A 17,180-nucleotide genomic window follows, 5' to 3' on the forward strand; every position below is an offset into this window, starting at 1 on the left:
AAGCACTAACACATTTAAACCTCTTTGCTGCCTTGTTTATTAATCTATTTCTTCATTCTCATTTGTTTTATGTTGGTGTGCTTACTCGTTCTTGTTATGGAGTGAATTGCCTTACGCCAATAGGGTGTATTTTACTTGTTTATAGTAAAAGCGTATTGCTTGCATTAACTAGCATGTAAAAGTAGATCCTGCTTAGTTTCATGATAACTATTTTAATAAAGTTAAACGCCCTCAAATTAAGACCCTCAAATGATTTGCTAAATCAAATAACTCCTCCCGATCCGAGCAAACGTTGAAGTCTCGCTGAACAAAAAATATTACCAAAAAAACTAAATAAATAGCTTAATAAGACTATTTAAGCGGTAAATCTGCATATTTATGGTTATTAATTTTATTACAGCTTTACGGTTTTACTAATGCGCTGTGATTAATATGTTAATTTTTCTAAAAAGGGTATATTTATACGCTAATTACATTTGATTACAATCTGCATAACTTTGATTTCAGGTGTGTTTTAATTGCTTTGCTTTTGTGTTATCTCAATGATTTTTAATTGTTTTTTTTAGTTAACACTGCAACAAGTTATAACCTTTGTACCTTTTTTGGTTATTCTTTTTTGGTGTTGTACATATAACGACCTTTCGTTAAGTTTTTGTTCAGTTAACTCAGCCTAAGTTGCCCCCCTGACTCACAATTCTTATAAAAAGTGAGCATTACCAATCAAGGTAAATTTCCAACAAGTAGGGTTTATTCATGAAAAAATCAACTCTTGGTTTAGCTGTAATCGCAGCAATCCCAATGTTCTCAAGTATGCAAGTAGTAGCGGCCGAAGACGGCGCAAACGCTATTGAAAAAATTCAAGTAACGGGTTCTCGCATTAAGCGCGCAGATATGGAAACCGCTAGCCCAGTTACTTTAATCGGTGCAGATGACATTGCTGCAACCGGCGCAGTTTCGGTTGATGCCGTATTACAAAAAATGACTGCTACTGGTGGTGCAATGACCAACCCAGGTATCAATAATGGTTCTGGTGGTAATGCTTCTATCGATTTACGTGGTTTAGGTTCACAACGTACATTAGTACTTGTAAATGGCCGTCGTATGATCAACTCAGGCACAGGTGCTGCCTCTACTGTTGATTTAAACACTATTCCTGTTTCAATGATCAAGCACATTGAAGTACTTAAAGATGGTGCATCTGCAGTATACGGTACTGATGCGGTAGCAGGTGTTGTAAACATCATCTTAAAAGATGACTTTGAAGGTTTAGACTTAAATGTTAAATCTGCAATCACTACAGAAGGTGATGCTGATGAAACGTCTTTCGATATCACTATGGGTGGTAGCTTTGGTCGTGGTAACGTTGTAATTGGTCTTCAGTACACTGACCGTGGTGACGCATCTCAAGCAGATCGTAGCTTCTCTGATTGTCCATTAACTGAAGATGGCGACGGCAGTGCACCTTACTGTTCTGGTTCTTCATACACGCCAAATGGCCACGTATGGTCAGGTGATGAATCACTACAAGGTCAAGCAGACAACGGTTGGCATGACTTTGGTTCTGATGATGCGTACAACTACTCATCAGACAGCTACCTATACACGCCTATGCGTCGTTTAAACCTTACAGGTATCGGTAGCTTCGATTTAACAGATGACACGCGTTTATACTCAGAATTTACATACTCTAAGCGTTGGTCAGAGCAACAAATGGCACCACAGCCAGTATGGTTTGACTTTGATTACACTGAAGAAATGGGCGATTCACTAACAAGCCACAATATTAACTACGGTGATGAAGTTTCTTACGGTCGTCGTATGACAGACACAGGTACTCGTGATTTCTCACAAGTTGTTGACACTGTGCGTACTGTAGTAGGTGCTGCAGGTTACCTTGACAGTGGTTACGATTGGGATGTGTCAGTAATTTTTGGTCGTAACGATTCAGTTGACCGTTTAAGCAACCTTCACAACATGGGCTCTATCCAAGATGCAATCGAAGCGGGTGACTTTAACCCACTTATGCAATCTTCTTGGTCTGCTGAGAACTTAAGCGATTACGTTTACACTGAGCAAAACTCAGGTGGTAGCCAATTACTAATGTTCACTGCATCATTAGCTGGTGAAGTAATGGAACTTCCTGCAGGTTACGTAGGGTTTGCTGCTGGTGTTGAGCGCCGTGAAGAAAAAGCATGGTACATCCCAGATTCAATCACATCACAAGGTCTTGCAAACGACCCACGTGTTGAGCCTACAAGCGGTCGTTTTGACGTAAACGAAGCGTACTTAGAGCTTGCAATTCCTTTAGTTAGCGATGCGTTCTTAGCGCAAAACGTTGAACTAAGCACTGCAATCCGTGCTTTCGATTACAGCACTTTTGGTTCTGACGAAACATGGAAACTTGGTTTAACTTGGCGTGTAAACGACGAAGTAATGCTACGTGGTGTTCGCTCTACAGCATTCCGTGCGCCTACAGTAGCTGAGCTATACTCAGGTAATTCACCTTCGTTTGAACAAGTTAGCTTCCCTGGTGCACAAGACCAAGCTGAAGTAACTGTTGGTGGTAATGACCAATTAACGCCTGAAGAAGCTGATACGCTAACAGCGGGTATTGTCTACGAGCCAGAGTGGTTTGAAGGTTTCTCAATGACGTTAGATTACTACGACATTGAAATTGAAAACGCAATTGCGACAGTTAACAACCAATACATTGTTGACTCTTGTTTAGCAACAGATGGTTCATTAGCTAACCAAAGTACTGCGTTATGTAGCTCTGCTGCGGTATCGTTTAACCAAAGCACTGGCCGTATTGCTTTTAATAACCAACTACAAAACGTAGGTTACGAGCAAACTAAAGGCTACGACTTAAACTTAAACTACACATTTGATGCAGCTGGTCTTGCGTGGAATACATCACTAGATGTTACTTACCTAGACGAGTACCTAGTAGATGTTGTTGAATCAAGCATTGATTACGCTGGTTTAATTACTTCTGGTATCGGTGGTTATGCAGATGTTAAAGCTAACTTTGAACTAACTGTGAAAGGCGACGCTTGGAACGCAAACTACAAAGCACGCTACATTGCAGGAATGGATAGCTACAGCTGTCAAGGTGATGAGTCATCATGTTATGCGCCTACAACGCCTTCAGTTGTATACCATGATATAAGCGGTGCTTACATCTTTAACGAGACTGTGTCAGTAACAGCAGGTGTTAACAACTTATTTGATAAGCAACCACCTTACTACACAGGTAACAACGATTCTAACACTGACCCGTACACATACGATGTACTAGGTCGCCGTGTATTTGCTGGTGTAAACGTTAAGTTTTAATTAGCACATTAATCGTATTAAGGCTCAGTGTTTACTGGGCCTTTTTTATTGAACAAAATTAAGGAGACCAGTACACTTATACACTCAATAAAAGGAGAGTTGTTTGATAAAACAAGACGAAAATTTATCTTTTGTCATAGAACCAGAGTTATCCCCTCGCTCTGAGCAGCGTATCGACCTGTATTTTTCTATCCCCAATGAAATGGGTATAAACGTGCAAACCCTCAGTGAAGAATCTTATTTTAATAACCACTTTAAATCGCACTTAGCTTATAACGCTAAAAACATACACTTACCCTTAGTGCGTAGCCGCTTTGTTAGTAAAAATAAAGGTGAGCAACAAGATTACCGCCAAAACCTTAATTTGTACTGTTATCAGGTGCGTTTAGCGCTCGATGCTGATATTAAAGATGCATTAAAAATTCAAGAAGTGGATGCTTTTTATGCCCGTGCACAAGAGCTGTTTGAGCAAAGTGAAGGGCTGCTAAAAAAGCTGCGCAGATATACCCCCGATGATGAAAAGCTGGTGCCGTTTTACACCAATGCCGATAACTATTTAAGTTGGCATGTTGAGCAGTCGTTTTTAAAGCTATTAGATGAAGGCCCGCGCAGCAGTGACTTTGCGAAAGAGCGCAACGACTTACTGCAATTTTGTAAAAACGAAAATACATACCGGTTTGAGCAAAATTACAACTCAGAAACCACGTTGCAAGATGGTAACCGCATTACAAATAAAATGCGTTTACTGCAGCGCCTTATAGAGCACGGCGTTATTTTGCATCGCAATACGCGTTATTTAAATAGTTACTTAAAGCGTTTAGTAAAAGGCACGGTTACAGCTGTCATTATGGCATTTGTAATGGTGGTTATACTTAACGCGCGCTCAACCTTTACCGAAGTTACCGCTACCCTTATTTTAATATTAGGGGTTATTTACGGCTTGCGTGAAATATTTAAAGAAGACATTACACGGGTAATTTGGCGCGCTATTGTGCGCGGGCGTCCTAAATGGCGGTTTGTATTTAAAAACAGCATCACTAAAGACCGCGTTGCAAGTCAGTTTGTGTGGCTTGAGTACATGCGTTTTAAAAAAATCCCTAGTGAAGTAAAAACAATATTTTCAAAAAGGCGTCAGCAAAATAAGCTAGCCGCGCAGTGGCTGCATTTTGCCAGTGAAACACGTGTTTCTGCCAAAGAGTTTTTACCAGGCTACGATACTCTACAGCAAAGTATGCGTTTTAATTTGGCGCCTTTTGCACGGTATTTAAAACGCGGCGAGGGCAAGCTGTATCATCTAGATGGTAATAAAATATCAAAGCAAGCGGTTGAAAGGCGCTACCAGTTAAATTTGGTGATGGTATTAAAAGACGAGGAAAGAACTTTGTACCAGCGTTACAAAATAACCCTCAATCGCAGTAAAATAGTTAATATTGAACTTATTTACTCTAAAAAATAGAAAATAAAAAGGGATAGCAACGGCTATCCCTTAGTGTCATGTAAATTTACCCAATTTAGCGCAGTATTACTGTGTAATACCGTGCTTAGAATAAATAGTTACCTTGTCTGAAACGAGTGTTATTTCAATGTTTTTAGACTCATCACCCCATACACAATTAGTATGTAGGGTTTTTTCTACGCAGTTATCAGCAGAGCCTAAAATAGCTTCTACTTCGGCTTTATCCATGCCAACTTCAATTTTTTCGTAGTTTTCTAGGCTTACTTTTGAACAAGCTGCCAGGCTTAGCGTTGCTGCGATGATCAGGAGTTTTTTCATTGTTATGTCCTATTGATTTAGTGTTTATACTTTCGTATTTGTACAATCATGCCCATACGAGGATGATCAAAGTAATGGATTTCACCACTAATTACACGTTTAAATTGTGAAAAGCGGGCCGATTCTATATCCCCATTAGGTAGTTTTTCGTTTACGTCAAAATCAGCGGTTATGTAAAGGTAGTGGCGTAAATGTATTTTAAATAAACCATCTAGCTCCCAATAGCTTAGGGGCTGCTCTGAGGTATCAAATAGCTGTGGCTTACTTTGTACTAAGCTAATAAAGTCGGGATTTGAATAATTAGGCGTAGTGTTAACGTCGCGTTTTATATGATCCCCAGAAATTAAATGTACGCTTGGCGCACGCGATTTACTTGCCCCTTCAAAGCGCCAGCCAGTATGCAGTAGCGGGGCTAAACCTTTTCTGTCTAAAGCGCGGCGCTGGGCAGTAAATTGTAATTGCTCAGGTGCGAGTAAATAGGGCTCATCCATCGTATCTTGTGCCGGTGCTAATGGCGTAACGGGCAACTCGTCGTAACTTTTCATAAAGTCGATACTGTTATCACACACACCCGATTGTGGGTTGGCATTAACTAAAGAATCGGTAAACGAGCGTTTTTGAAAGCGACTATCGCCATCTATACATGCCTGCATAGCTTGCTCTGTGTATAAAGGGGTGAGTAGCTCTAACGTATTTTTCGCCTTAATGGGCTCGTGCTTTAAGCTAAAGTCTTCTTGTAAATAGGGGGCAGGGCGCTGTTTAAATACCAGCACTTCTACTTCAAACCAACGTTCTGCAAATGCGGTGCTGCTAAATAAGCAACATAACACGATAAGCGATTTTTTTAGCAACATTAATGGCTAACCTTTTTTTCGAAATCTGCAATCATTGCAGTGACCATTTTTAAGCGTTCACGAGGGTTTACCTCATTAATTGCAAAGCGCAATTTATTTGCGCCATCCATTTTGTACACATGGGGTGCACTTTGTATCAAGCCTATGATGAAGCTAGGATTAACCTTCGTATTTTGGCTAAATTCAAAGTAGCCCCCTTTAGGGTTTGCCTCTATTTTTGTAATTCCTAAATCGCTAGCACGCATTTTTAGTTGCTGCATACTAAATAGGTTTTTAGTGGCATCAGGTAATAAACCAAAGCGGTCTATTAGCTCTACTTGTAATTCGTCCATATCGGCAAGGTTAGCACAACTTGCAATGCGCTTGTACATACCTAAACGCGCATTAACATCGTGTATGTAATCATCAGGTAGTAAGGCAGGGAGTTTTAAATCAACTTCAGTTTGCTGCTGAAGCAGGTTTTCAAGCGTTGGCTCTTTACCATTTTTAAGGGCATTAACCGCTTGCTCTAGCATTTCCATATACAAGCTAAAGCCAATAGTTTGCATTTGCCCTGATTGATCGTCGCCTAATAGCTCACCCGCACCACGTATTTCTAAATCATGTGTAGCAAGGGCAAAACCTGCGCCTAAATCTTCCAACGACTCAATTGCTTGTAAGCGTTTGGTGGCATCTTTAGAAAGTGCTTTAGCATCGCCGGTTAATAAATAAGCATACGCTTGGTGGTGGCTTCGCCCAACACGACCGCGTAATTGGTGTAATTGCGCAAGGCCAAGTTTATCGGCTCTGTCCATTATAATAGTATTAGCAGTAGGCACATCAATACCGGTTTCGATAATGGTGGTACATACCAGTACATTGTATTTTTGATGATAAAAGTCTGTCATTATTTGCTCAAGCTCTTGCTCGCGCATTTGCCCATGAGCAGAGGTGACACTAGCCTCTGGCACCCATTCGCTGATCTCTTGCGAGACCCGCTCAATAGTCTCAACATTGTTATGCAAAAAATACACTTGGCCGCCGCGTTTAATTTCACGCAGTATGGCTTCGCGTATTAAGTCGCTGTCGCGTTGGCGTACAAAGGTTTTAACCGCTAAACGCTTAGCAGGTGGGGTGGCAATAATAGATAAATCACGCATGCCGCTCATCGCCATATTTAAAGTACGCGGAATAGGCGTTGCAGTAAGCGTTAATATATCTACATCAGCACGTAATGACTTTATTTTTTCTTTTTGGCGCACACCAAAGCGGTGCTCTTCATCAACAATTAGTAAACCTAAGTCGTTAAATTTAATATCTTGCTGAATTAACTTATGTGTTCCAATAACGATATCAAGTTTACCGTCTGCCATTTTTTCAAGCGTGTCTTTTTGCTCTTTAGTTGAATTAAAGCGCGACAACACTCCCACTTCGATAGGGAAATCGGCAAAGCGGTCTTTAAAGTTTTCGTAATGTTGCTGAGCCAGCAGGGTGGTTGGTACTAATACGGCTACTTGTTTGTTATCGTTAACCGCTACAAACGCGGCGCGCATAGCCACTTCTGTTTTACCAAAGCCTACATCACCACACACTAAACGGTCCATAGCAAGTTTTGATTGCATATCACCAAGTACGGCTTCAATAGCATTACGCTGATCGTCAGTTTCTTCAAATGGAAAGCTGTCGCTAAATTGGCGATAGCTTTGCCCATCGAGTGCAAATTTATTACCTGGTTTTGCTTGGCGCTGTGCGTAAATATCTAATAGTTCGGCGGCTACGTCGCGTACTTTTTCGGCGGCACGCTTTTTGGCTTTCTCCCAGGCATCTGAGCCAAGTTTGTGAAGCGGGGCGCTTGCTTCTTCACCGCCCGAATAACGGCTTAGCATATGCAGTGCCGATACCGGCACATACAATTTTGCTTCACCGGCATAGGTTATGGTAACAAACTCAGTGATTACACCTGCCGCGTCAATTGTTTGCAGGCCTTGATAGCGACCAACACCGTGATCAAGGTGCACAATTGGCTGGCCCTCTTTAAGCTCAGCTAAGTTACGAATTAACGCATCTTGGCTTGCTTCGTATTTATGTTTACGGCGCCTGCGTTGCGACACTTTAATACCTAACAGCTCTTGCTCGGTAATAATAGAAAGGCTAGGTTTTGTGCCCAGTACAACACTTTGCTCAAGAGGGCTTACAATTAAGCCTACATCGCTTTGGCTTTGTGTAAATTGCTGTAAGCTTTCAAATTCTTTAAACTTTAAGCCGCTTGGCTTAAGCACGCTTAAAAGAGACTCGCGGCGACCATCAGACTCAACACTTAATAAAATACGGCTTTTTTTCTTTTTTTGCTCTGCCACATAGTTAATAAATGCGCCGTAGGGTTCGTGTTGTTTATGATCGATTCGTACTGCGGGCAGCTCGCTCACATTTAAGTTTTTATTGCCTGCTTTAGTGGGTAATTTAGCTTGCGATAAACGTATTCGTGCAAATTCACCTAAATTAGAAAACAACTCATTAATAGGTTGATACAACTCGCTGGGCGCCAGTAGTGGACGCAGGGGATCTACTTTACGGTTTTCGTAGCGTACGTTTACATCGTGCCAAAAGGTATCTGCGGCGTGTTCTAAATCACCTAGTTGCATAACCGTAGTGGTGTTTGGCAAGTAATCAAAAATGGTGGCAAGCTTTTCAAAAAACAGCGGCATGTAGTATTCAATACCGGCAGGCCAAGTACCTTTGCTTACTTGCATGTAAACAGAGTCTTGCTCTGAGCTGGCCCCAAATTTGTCGCGATAATTTATTCTAAAACGCTCAACGTCTGCTTCGTTGGTTGGAAATTCATGCGCGGGAAGTAACTCAATTTTATCTACTTTTTCATCTGAGCGCTGGGTTTCTACGTCAAATAAACGAATAGAGTCGAGTTCATCGTCAAAAAAGTCGAGCCTAAATGGGTGCACACTGCCCATTGGGTACAAATCAACAATAGAGCCACGTATTGCGTATTCACCGTGCTCCATTACTTGTTGTACGTTTAAATATCCTGCTTGTTCTAAATTACTGCGCAGGTTATGGGTGTCGAGTTTATCGCCTACTTTAAAATTAAGGGTAGAGCCATAAATAAACGAAGCGGGCGCAGTACGTAGCATTAACGTAGATACAGGCACTATAAGTACGCTTTGCTGCTCGTTTTTTAAAGTGTTTAAAGTGGCTAAGCGCGCTGAAATAATATCTTGGTGCGGAGAAAAATGGTCATACGGCAAGGTTTCCCAATCAGGAAATACCATTACCGGGTTATCTGGCAATAAGTATTCGAGCTCGGTTTCAAGTCGCAATGCGCTTGGCGTATCTGGCGTAACAATAAGCACTAAATCGTTTTGCTGTTTTACACCTTCTGCAATGGCTATACTTAGTGCACTGCCAGTTAGCTGCCCCCATTGAATTTTATCTTTTTGAGATTTTACCCACGGCAAGGCTGCCCATTGCTCAAACGCCATTTAGTGCTCCATTTTTTAGTTGGCGTTTGCTCACAAACGCCATGCAGTTATTTAGTCTCGGTAAATTTTTGTTAAGTCTTGATAGTGATCAATTCTGCGGTCGCGTAAGTACGGCCATATACGTCTTACGTTTTCAGAGGCTTTTTGATCAAGTTCTACTACTAAAATTTGCTCATCGGTATTGTTCGCCTCTGAGAGCATTTCGCCCTGTGGGCCTGCAATAAACGAGTTACCCCAAAATTGTATACCTTCGCTTTGTCCGCTAGGGTCGTTTTCGTACCCTACACGGTTACAGCTAATAACGGGTACGCCGTTCGCAACCGCATGCGCACGCTGGCTTATTACCCATGCGTCTTTTTGGCGTGTTTGCTCTGCGTTATCATCACGTGGGTCCCAGCCAATTGCAGTTGGGTAAATTAATACCTCTGCGCCAGCCATCGCCATTAAACGGGCCGCTTCAGGGAACCATTGATCCCAGCATACTAATACACCTAATTTACCTACTGAGGTTTGAATTGGCTCAAAGCCTAAATCGCCTGGGGTAAAGTAAAATTTTTCGTAAAAGCCCGGGTCATCAGGAATGTGCATTTTACGGTATTTACCCGCAATGGTGCCGTCTTTTTCAAGTACCACCGCGGTATTGTGATAAAGCCCAGTGGCACGTTTTTCAAACAGTGAAGCCACAATAACGATGCCGAGCTCTTTAGCAAGCTCGCCCAGTGTATTTGTGCTTGGACCCGGAATTGTTTCGGCTAGGTCAAATACATCAACATCTTCTGTTTGGCAAAAATACAGACTACGATGCAGCTCTTGCAAAACCACAAGCTGTGCGCCTTTTTTAGCAGCATCACGAATGCCAGCAATCGACTTTGCCATATTTTGGCAGGCGTTATCACTGTTAGTTTGTTGCACTAAGGCAACGGTTAATTTTGCAGGGCTTGTCATTGTGCTGCTCCAGCTAAAAATCCACGAGGTAATTGCATGGTAATGCAATGTAAACTACCAAATTGTTCAATAATAGGTAGGCAATTAACGCCAATAATAGTGTGCGCTGGGTATGCTTTTTGAACTTGCGCTAGCGCCAGTGCGTCGTTGTCATCGTTATACGTCGGGACTAAAACCGTATTATTGATAATCAAGTAGTTTGCGTACGTTGCCGGTAAACGGGTGTTGTCATCATCAAACACTGGTTTTGGCCACGGCAAATCAATTAACGTATATGGGGTATTATTTTGCGTTTTAAAGCTTTGCAGTTGCTTTTCCATCGCATCTAATTCGTTAAAGTGCTCATCTTCTTTAGCATCGCACTTAACATACACAAGTGTATTATTGGGGGCAAAACGTACCAGTGTGTCGATATGGCTGTCGGTATCGTCACCGGCTAAGTAGCCATGATCTACCCATAAAAAGTCAGTTGCGCCTAAATGTGTTGTTAAAATTGACTCAATATCGCCTGATGATAAATCGGGGTTGCGATTTTTATTCAGTAAACATTCGCTGGTTGTAAGCAACACACCGTGTTCGTTAATTTCAATGCCGCCACCTTCAAGTACCACATTCAGGGCTTGGTAATCAGTGTTTGGATTACTTAGCTGGTTTACCAGTACTGCGTTAATTTTATTATCGAGGGCACTTTCGAACTTATTACCCCAGCCATTAAAGATAAAGTCGTAAATTTTAAGTTGGCGAGCGTCGTTAATATTTGCGCAGGTAATAGGGCCGTGATCCCGTGCCCAGGTATCGTTTGTTGGTGTAACAACAAAGTGCACGTGGCTTAAGTTTATATTCGCTTTTGTTAGCAAGGCAGTAATGTGGCTTTTAAGCGCCGTGTTATGGGCAACAATAACAAGCTGCTGCACGGCTGTGATATGCGTTGCAAGTTCAACATAAACAGGCTCTACGCGTTCAAGCGTATCAGCCCAGTCGGTCTGTGCATGGGGCCAGGTAAGCATAACGGCGTCTTGCTCAGCCCATTCAGGTAAAAGTCTAAAGTTCATGAAGTTTTGATACAAATTACGGTGGCGCTAGTTTAGCATTTTACATGCATATGTCAGCTATTTATCGCTGCTAGAATCATCGTCAATTTGCTCGAGTTCTTGGCGTTTTTTTAGCTGGCGTGTTTGTGCATGTAAGCTGGCTCTGACAACTAATTCTTGGTCTGTGGTTCTTATTGCAGTAAACAGTAATGTGTATTGGTAATGTTCGCTGTCTTGTTTTTCAACGGCCACAACTTCTGTATAACAGTAAACGGCTGAGGCTTCGTGGTGCAAAAATAGCTTTGTTCTAAATGCTTGGCCTATTGCGTATACATCAGGCGAAGTAAAGCGAATACCGCCTCCGCCGTAGCTATCGCACTGTATGGCGTTATCTTGAGCTTGCTCTGAGGCTAAAATGTGGCTCATTATTAAATCGATTTTACGCGACTGTGCTTGTAAAAAAGCCGCCAGCTCTTGTGCTAAATCGCCTAGGTTTCTAAGGGGTCTTAAAGAGGCCTGTTCAAGCTCACTGACTTCGTTAGCTAGCTTAAATAGCGGAGGTATGTCGTCTTCAAGCGCGAGTTGAGATTGCGGCACTAACTGATTTTCTACAGCAAATAAGTTTACTCGAATGCTTTCACTTATTTGAAAGTATTCTTCAAATTCGCTTAATCTTTGACTGTTCATAATTATCTCCACTGCGTATTCATTAAATAGTAGCGTTGTGGGGAGTAAATTGCTAGCAGATAAAAATGCTAAATGGTTTGTTTATAAGCCAGTTTTTAAGAATGTTGATTAGGGCGTGTTGAACTTTGCGGATTGAAATTTGTTCAATCTAAGGGCGTTTAAATCGCGGCGTGAGGTTTGTAAACTAGTGGGCTCGATAACTGCTCCTGCGTTTCGCCTATTTATGTGGAATAACCACACTTGATAGGCTCTGCCTTGCCTAAAAACCAACCACACTGCTGCAAATTTAACTATCAAAAATCAACACGCCCTAATAAAAAAGCGGCCAATGTCATCCTAACATCGGCCGCTTGGGTATTGATTAATTAGCGCTGGGAGTGCTTATTTAAGTAGAGCGGCTAATTCATGTAAATCTTTCACAACGTGGTCTGGTTTTTTTGCCAGTGGGTAAAGTGTTTTACCTGGGCGGGCGATAAAGGTTGTTTGTAACCCGGCTTCTTTAGCACCTGCTACATCCCAACCGTGCGCCGCTACCATCATTGCTTCATTTGCTTTTACATTTAATTTTGTTAACACCCACTCATAGGCACGTAAGTCTGGTTTATAAATTTTAATATCTTCAATGCTGTAACGCGCATCAAAGAACGACATTAATCCAGCGCTCTCAAACTGGGCTTTAACACCTTTGTTTGAAGAATTTGTCAGACTTACTAACTTATAGCCCTGTGCTTTGAGTTTTGCCAGTCCTTCTTTCACATCTTTGTGAGGAGGTAGGGTTAAAAGCGGGGTGACAATGGCTGTTTTTGCTTGTTCATTCGTAATGGCTATGTTGTTATTTTTGGCAACCATGCGCAGCGACGCAACGCCAATTTGACCAAAATCGTGGTAATTGCCACTTACAGTATCAACGAGTGAATGATGCAACATGGTCGAAAACCAAAGTGGTAATAAATCCTCACGCCCGCCAAGCGCTTTACCAATAGAGGTGCGCATGGAGGTTAAATCTAACAAGGTTTCGTTTACATCAAAAATAAGTACTTTAGGTTTCACTTGTGCCTGTGGCTCCTCAGCCATAGCGTAGCCAGAGGCAAGGCTAGTACCAACAAGTAGTGATAGGGTAATGGTTTTTAACGATTTTAAAATAGACATTAGTGTTGCTCCGATTCAAGGGCGGCCAATACATCAGTAGGCTCTGCGCGTAGGGTATAGTCTTCGTTTAAAAAGGCATACGTAATTATGCCTTTTTGGTTAATTATATAGGTTGCTGGTAAAGGTAATTTAAAACTTTTATTGCCGTAGTACTTTTCAAAATCAATACCAAACTGGCTATAAAGCGCCACAATACGCTCGTCTAAAGTAAACAGTAAACCAAATTGCTCTGCTACCTTGTTATTAATATCTGAAAGCACATCGAATTCAAGGGCATTTTTTTGTGCGCTAGACAACGTCTCGTCGGGTAATTGTGGTGATATCGCAACTAACTGCGCATTGTGGGTTTTAAATTCGGGTAAGTGATTATTAAGTGCTTTTAGCTCTAAATTACAATATGGACACCAGTTACCACGATAAAAGCTAATTATTACCGGGCCATTATTTAATAAATCAGCGAGCTCAACTTGCTCAGCGCTATGATTGTTTAAGCTGAAATTGCTTACTTTAGCGCCTACCTGTAGCGCATTATCTTTTATATGCTGAGCAATGAGCTCTTCATTTGTCTGCGCTATAAGGGCTAATACATCGCCAGGTAGCTTCGCTTCTTTTTGCACGTTATAGGCATCAATCTGTGCTTTTAAACTCATTATTAAATCTCGAATATAACTGTATGGCGATTATGGGTGTTTTAGTTATTTAAATATATATTGCAAAACTGAAAGCTTCATTCGAAAATATTAAATACTAAAAACTGCCTAGCCAAATGTATGTATAATTTAAGTGACCTAGAAACATTTATTGCCGTAGTAGAAAATAAAGGGGTGCTTGCAGCTGCGCGTGAGCAACGTTTGTCGCCGGCAACAGTAAGCCACAGGCTAAGCAAGCTCGAGCGCGAGCTTTCAACCGTGTTAGTGTTTAGAGACAGTAGACGAGTAAGGTTATCGCCCGCCGGTGAGCTATTTTATCATCGCGTAGGGGCTATTATAGAAGCCTTGCACGATGCAGAGCACAGCATTGGCGCACGAAGCTCTTCGGTGAGCGGGTTATTACGTGTGACTATGCCACCGTGGGTGTTTTCAAAGTATGTTATGCCTAAGTTGACCGAGTTTGAAACCCAATACCCGCAACTAAAGCTCGACTTTTTAATTACTGATCATTTTGTCAATGTGGTCGATGATGCACAAGATGTGGCAATTAGAGTAGGGCAATTAACCGATTCTGGCCTGCTCTCTCGTAAAATTGTCAACAACTCCCGTATTTTATGTGCAGCGCCAAGTTATATAAAAAAGCATGGTATGCCTTGTACACTAAGCGAACTGAGCACGCACTATTGGGTGTGTTTACCCTGGCAAAGGCAGTTAAAACTGTATGATGAAAATAATAAAATACACACCTTTAATGCCAAAACGCGCTTTACGATTTCTAATTCCGATAACATGACGCAAGCAGCCCTTGCCGGACATGGCATAGCCATTAAATCTAAAATTGCGATTAACGATGAGCTAAGTGCCGGAAACTTAGTAGAGGTGATGCCCAATGTAATGGCCCAAAGCGACGCGCCGGTGTGGTTTTTACGGCCTCAAAATAGCTTAACAACCCGTAAAACCGAGGTGTTTTATGAGTTTATGAAGTCTTTATTTGCCAGCTATGAATAAGCGGTAATACCCGCGCTTAATAATGAATAAGGTTACAAAGCCAATAAACTCAGCAAAAATAGCAATAATAATGGCGCTAACAAGCGCTGCTATTATGGAGTCTTTTTTTAACACTATTTGCCCTTCAAAGCGTTGCCATACTTGCTTTTTAATAGTGAGAAAGTCGCTGGTTAAAGTAAATAAATAGGGCGATTGGTTAAAGTTATTAACTGCCGCTTGTAAAGAGTGCTGGCGATTATTGAGGTTTTTAATATGGGTAGCCCCCTTACCCACAATATCATCCCCAATATTTTCATAGTGGGCAATTAACTTGTTTAAATCGTTGTTAAAGTAGTTTTGAGCATCTTTTTTAAACGGGGCTAATGCGTTATTCGCTTCAATTAAATGTGCATCTAAAGCGTGCCCAAAGTCGCTTACAAAGGCTGGTATTTGTACCCCTAATAGTAAACCTGCTGCAAAAAAACTGAGCCTTATGTAATCTAATAATTTACTCATTTGATCTCCTGTTTACTCAAAACCCACCTAAACAACGCTAAATTAACATTTGCGCTTGTTTTTATGCCAAAAACTCGTAATCTATCGGTAATAAAAATAACAATAGGCCTATGTTAAGGATGACTACCAAAGTAAATATGACATCAACGTTTGTTGATATCACTAAGCAGTTAAAACGCTTTGTGTCGCGTATTGTACAGCCCGATGACGTAGAAGACATTGTGCAAGAAACCTTTATTAAAAGCTACGAAGCTGATTTAAAACAAGATATTCAGTTTAGACGCAGTTACATGCTTAAAACTGCAAAGCACTTAGCGCTTAATCATATAGCCAAGTGGGATAACAAGTTTAATGACTCGTTAGAGCACGACGCAGAATTACCCCCGCTGCTTAAATCCTCACAACTTGAGGATGAATACACCTCAAAAGAGCGTTTTTTACTTTTTTGCAGAGCAACGGATCAACTAAATTCTTCTATCCGTAAATGTTTTATATTTAAAAAAGTGTACGGTATGAGCCAAAAAGAAATCGCCCAGCACATGCAATTAAGTGAAAGCACAGTAGAAAAACACATTGCCAAAGGTTTATTACAAACCATGTTATACATGAAAGAACATGAACAAAATCATAACCAATCTGCGGCACATAATTCTGCTTGCAATTCGGCTCTATCAATTGAGAGGGCAGCGAAATGAGTAATGTTCATCAATTTACATCAAAAGATTTAATTTTAGAAAAAGCCTGCCAATGGATCAGCGCAATTGATAGGGGCTTAAGCGAAATTGAAAAAGAGCAATTTAAGCTTTGGATGATGCAAAGTACCGCCCATCAAGATGCCGTCTACGAACTTGCGCAGCTATGGGATGAATTGGCCGTATTAAACGAGTTAAGCAGTTTATTTCCGCATCGAAGTGTAAAACAACCCCAGAAAAAAAGATGGGCGTTTTCTAGTGCCATTGCCGCGAGCTTATTTGCAGCATTAATGGTGTGTAGTTACTTATTAATTAACCTTGAAAACGGCTACAACGAAGAGCTGGCTAAAATAAATTACACCAAAATTTATACAACGAAGGTGGGCGAACAAGCCACGTATGTTTTACCCGACGGCACCATAGTGCAATTAAACACGAATAGCCTATTAGAGGTAGCTTATAGCAAAGGGCGTCGTCAGTTATTACTGAGTAAGGGGGAAGGGCGTTTTAATGTAGCAAAAGATGCATCGCGCCCATTTAGTGTGATGGCTGGCGATAAGAGCTTTACGGCACTTGGTACTGTATTTAATGTACAACGCAATACCTCTTCTGATTTAGAGCTGGTTGTAACCGAAGGTAAAGTGATGATCACCGACCCAAGTGTTGCGGTAAGTGCCAACGATTTTAAAGACTACCAACTGGCTGATAATAACGCTAAAAAAGTACGTAAAATCAATGCCAATATTGTTATCTCTGGCGAAAAAGCAATTATAGAGCAAAGCATTACTAAACCTATCACGCAGCTTTCTGTGGATGACGTACAGCGTGATTTAGCGTGGCAAAATGGCATGTTAATTTTTAATGGCGAGCATTTAAGTGATGCATTAAATGAAGTGAGCCGTTACACCTCTACGCGTTTTGAGCTTTCAAGCGATGAGCTTGCCAATATAAAAGTAGCGGGTGTATTTAAAGCTGGCGATGTTGAGGGGCTACTTGAGAGTTTACAGACTAACTTTGCAATTGAGCATGAGCGTTTAGGTGAACATATGGTGAGCCTAACACAGCAAACTAAATCATAAGAAATGT

At 41.3% G+C, this 17,180-nt stretch carries 14 protein-coding genes; 5 read left to right on the top strand and 9 right to left on the bottom strand.

What is annotated here, in order from left to right:
- Positions 1-753 precede the first annotated feature (753 nt).
- Positions 754-3,336, top strand: coding sequence for a TonB-dependent receptor (locus tag PSH48_RS18955; RefSeq protein WP_029774528.1), 2,583 nt, complete (start codon positions 754-756; stop codon positions 3,334-3,336).
- A 103-nt stretch (positions 3,337-3,439) separates the two neighbouring features.
- Positions 3,440-4,792: a hypothetical protein gene (locus PSH48_RS18960; protein WP_024032591.1), complete on the top strand. Its 1,353-nt coding sequence runs from the start codon at positions 3,440-3,442 to the stop codon at positions 4,790-4,792.
- A gap of 66 nt (positions 4,793-4,858) precedes the next feature.
- Here the strand turns inward: PSH48_RS18960 and PSH48_RS18965 are convergent, their stop codons facing one another.
- The 8 genes from PSH48_RS18965 to PSH48_RS19000 form a co-directional block, all read right to left on the bottom strand.
- The gene (locus PSH48_RS18965) at positions 4,859-5,110 is read right to left on the bottom strand and encodes a hypothetical protein (protein ID WP_004588905.1); all 252 of its coding nucleotides are present in this window, start codon (positions 5,108-5,110) and stop codon (positions 4,859-4,861) included.
- A gap of 17 nt (positions 5,111-5,127) precedes the next feature.
- Positions 5,128-5,964, bottom strand: a complete 837-nt coding sequence (locus tag PSH48_RS18970; protein ID WP_064386480.1) for a peptidoglycan binding protein CsiV — start codon at positions 5,962-5,964, stop codon at positions 5,128-5,130.
- Positions 5,964-9,437 (bottom strand): transcription-repair coupling factor, encoded by a 3,474-nt coding sequence (gene mfd, locus PSH48_RS18975; protein WP_138686074.1) that lies wholly within the window; start codon positions 9,435-9,437, stop codon positions 5,964-5,966. The genes PSH48_RS18970 and mfd overlap by 1 nt, the downstream gene beginning before the upstream one ends.
- 51 nt (positions 9,438-9,488) lie before the next feature.
- Entirely contained in the window at positions 9,489-10,382 is an 894-nt protein-coding gene (locus tag PSH48_RS18980) for a carbon-nitrogen hydrolase (RefSeq protein ID WP_273612119.1), read from the bottom strand.
- Complete coding sequence (locus tag PSH48_RS18985; protein ID WP_062373681.1) at positions 10,379-11,434, bottom strand: agmatine deiminase family protein; 1,056 nt, start codon at positions 11,432-11,434, stop codon at positions 10,379-10,381. Before PSH48_RS18985 ends, PSH48_RS18980 begins: the two co-directional genes overlap by 4 nt.
- A 57-nt stretch (positions 11,435-11,491) precedes the next feature.
- A complete protein-coding gene (locus PSH48_RS18990; protein WP_273612120.1) occupies positions 11,492-12,100 on the bottom strand; it encodes a PilZ domain-containing protein in 609 nt (202 codons plus the stop codon).
- Between the two features lie 381 nt (positions 12,101-12,481).
- Positions 12,482-13,249 carry a haloacid dehalogenase type II gene (locus tag PSH48_RS18995; RefSeq protein WP_062373678.1) on the bottom strand — a complete coding sequence of 256 codons (768 nt, stop codon included), beginning with the start codon at positions 13,247-13,249 and terminating at the stop codon, positions 12,482-12,484.
- The gene (locus PSH48_RS19000) at positions 13,249-13,899 is read right to left on the bottom strand and encodes a peroxiredoxin-like family protein (RefSeq protein WP_273612121.1); all 651 of its coding nucleotides are present in this window, start codon (positions 13,897-13,899) and stop codon (positions 13,249-13,251) included. Before PSH48_RS19000 ends, PSH48_RS18995 begins: the two co-directional genes overlap by 1 nt.
- Positions 13,900-14,019: 120 nt before the next feature.
- On the opposite strand from PSH48_RS19000, the gene PSH48_RS19005 reads away from it, so the two are divergent.
- On the top strand, positions 14,020-14,907 hold the full coding sequence (locus PSH48_RS19005; protein ID WP_024032599.1) for a LysR family transcriptional regulator: 888 nt from the start codon (positions 14,020-14,022) through the stop codon (positions 14,905-14,907).
- Here PSH48_RS19005 and PSH48_RS19010 read toward each other — a convergent pair.
- Positions 14,887-15,402, bottom strand: a complete 516-nt coding sequence (locus PSH48_RS19010; RefSeq protein ID WP_062373676.1) for a DUF2937 family protein — start codon at positions 15,400-15,402, stop codon at positions 14,887-14,889. The genes PSH48_RS19005 and PSH48_RS19010 overlap by 21 nt on opposite strands.
- A gap of 119 nt (positions 15,403-15,521) precedes the next feature.
- On the opposite strand from PSH48_RS19010, the gene PSH48_RS19015 reads away from it, so the two are divergent.
- Both PSH48_RS19015 and PSH48_RS19020 read left to right on the top strand, forming a co-directional pair.
- Entirely contained in the window at positions 15,522-16,097 is a 576-nt protein-coding gene (locus PSH48_RS19015) for an RNA polymerase sigma factor (RefSeq protein ID WP_004588915.1), read from the top strand.
- Positions 16,094-17,173 carry a FecR family protein gene (locus tag PSH48_RS19020; RefSeq protein WP_004588916.1) on the top strand — a complete coding sequence of 360 codons (1,080 nt, stop codon included), beginning with the start codon at positions 16,094-16,096 and terminating at the stop codon, positions 17,171-17,173. The genes PSH48_RS19015 and PSH48_RS19020 overlap by 4 nt, the downstream gene beginning before the upstream one ends.
- Positions 17,174-17,180 lie beyond the last annotated feature (7 nt).

It is taken from the genome of Pseudoalteromonas sp. Angola-4, from assembly GCF_028599265.1.
In the GTDB taxonomy this organism is placed as follows: Bacteria; Pseudomonadota; Gammaproteobacteria; order Enterobacterales; family Alteromonadaceae; genus Pseudoalteromonas; species Pseudoalteromonas atlantica.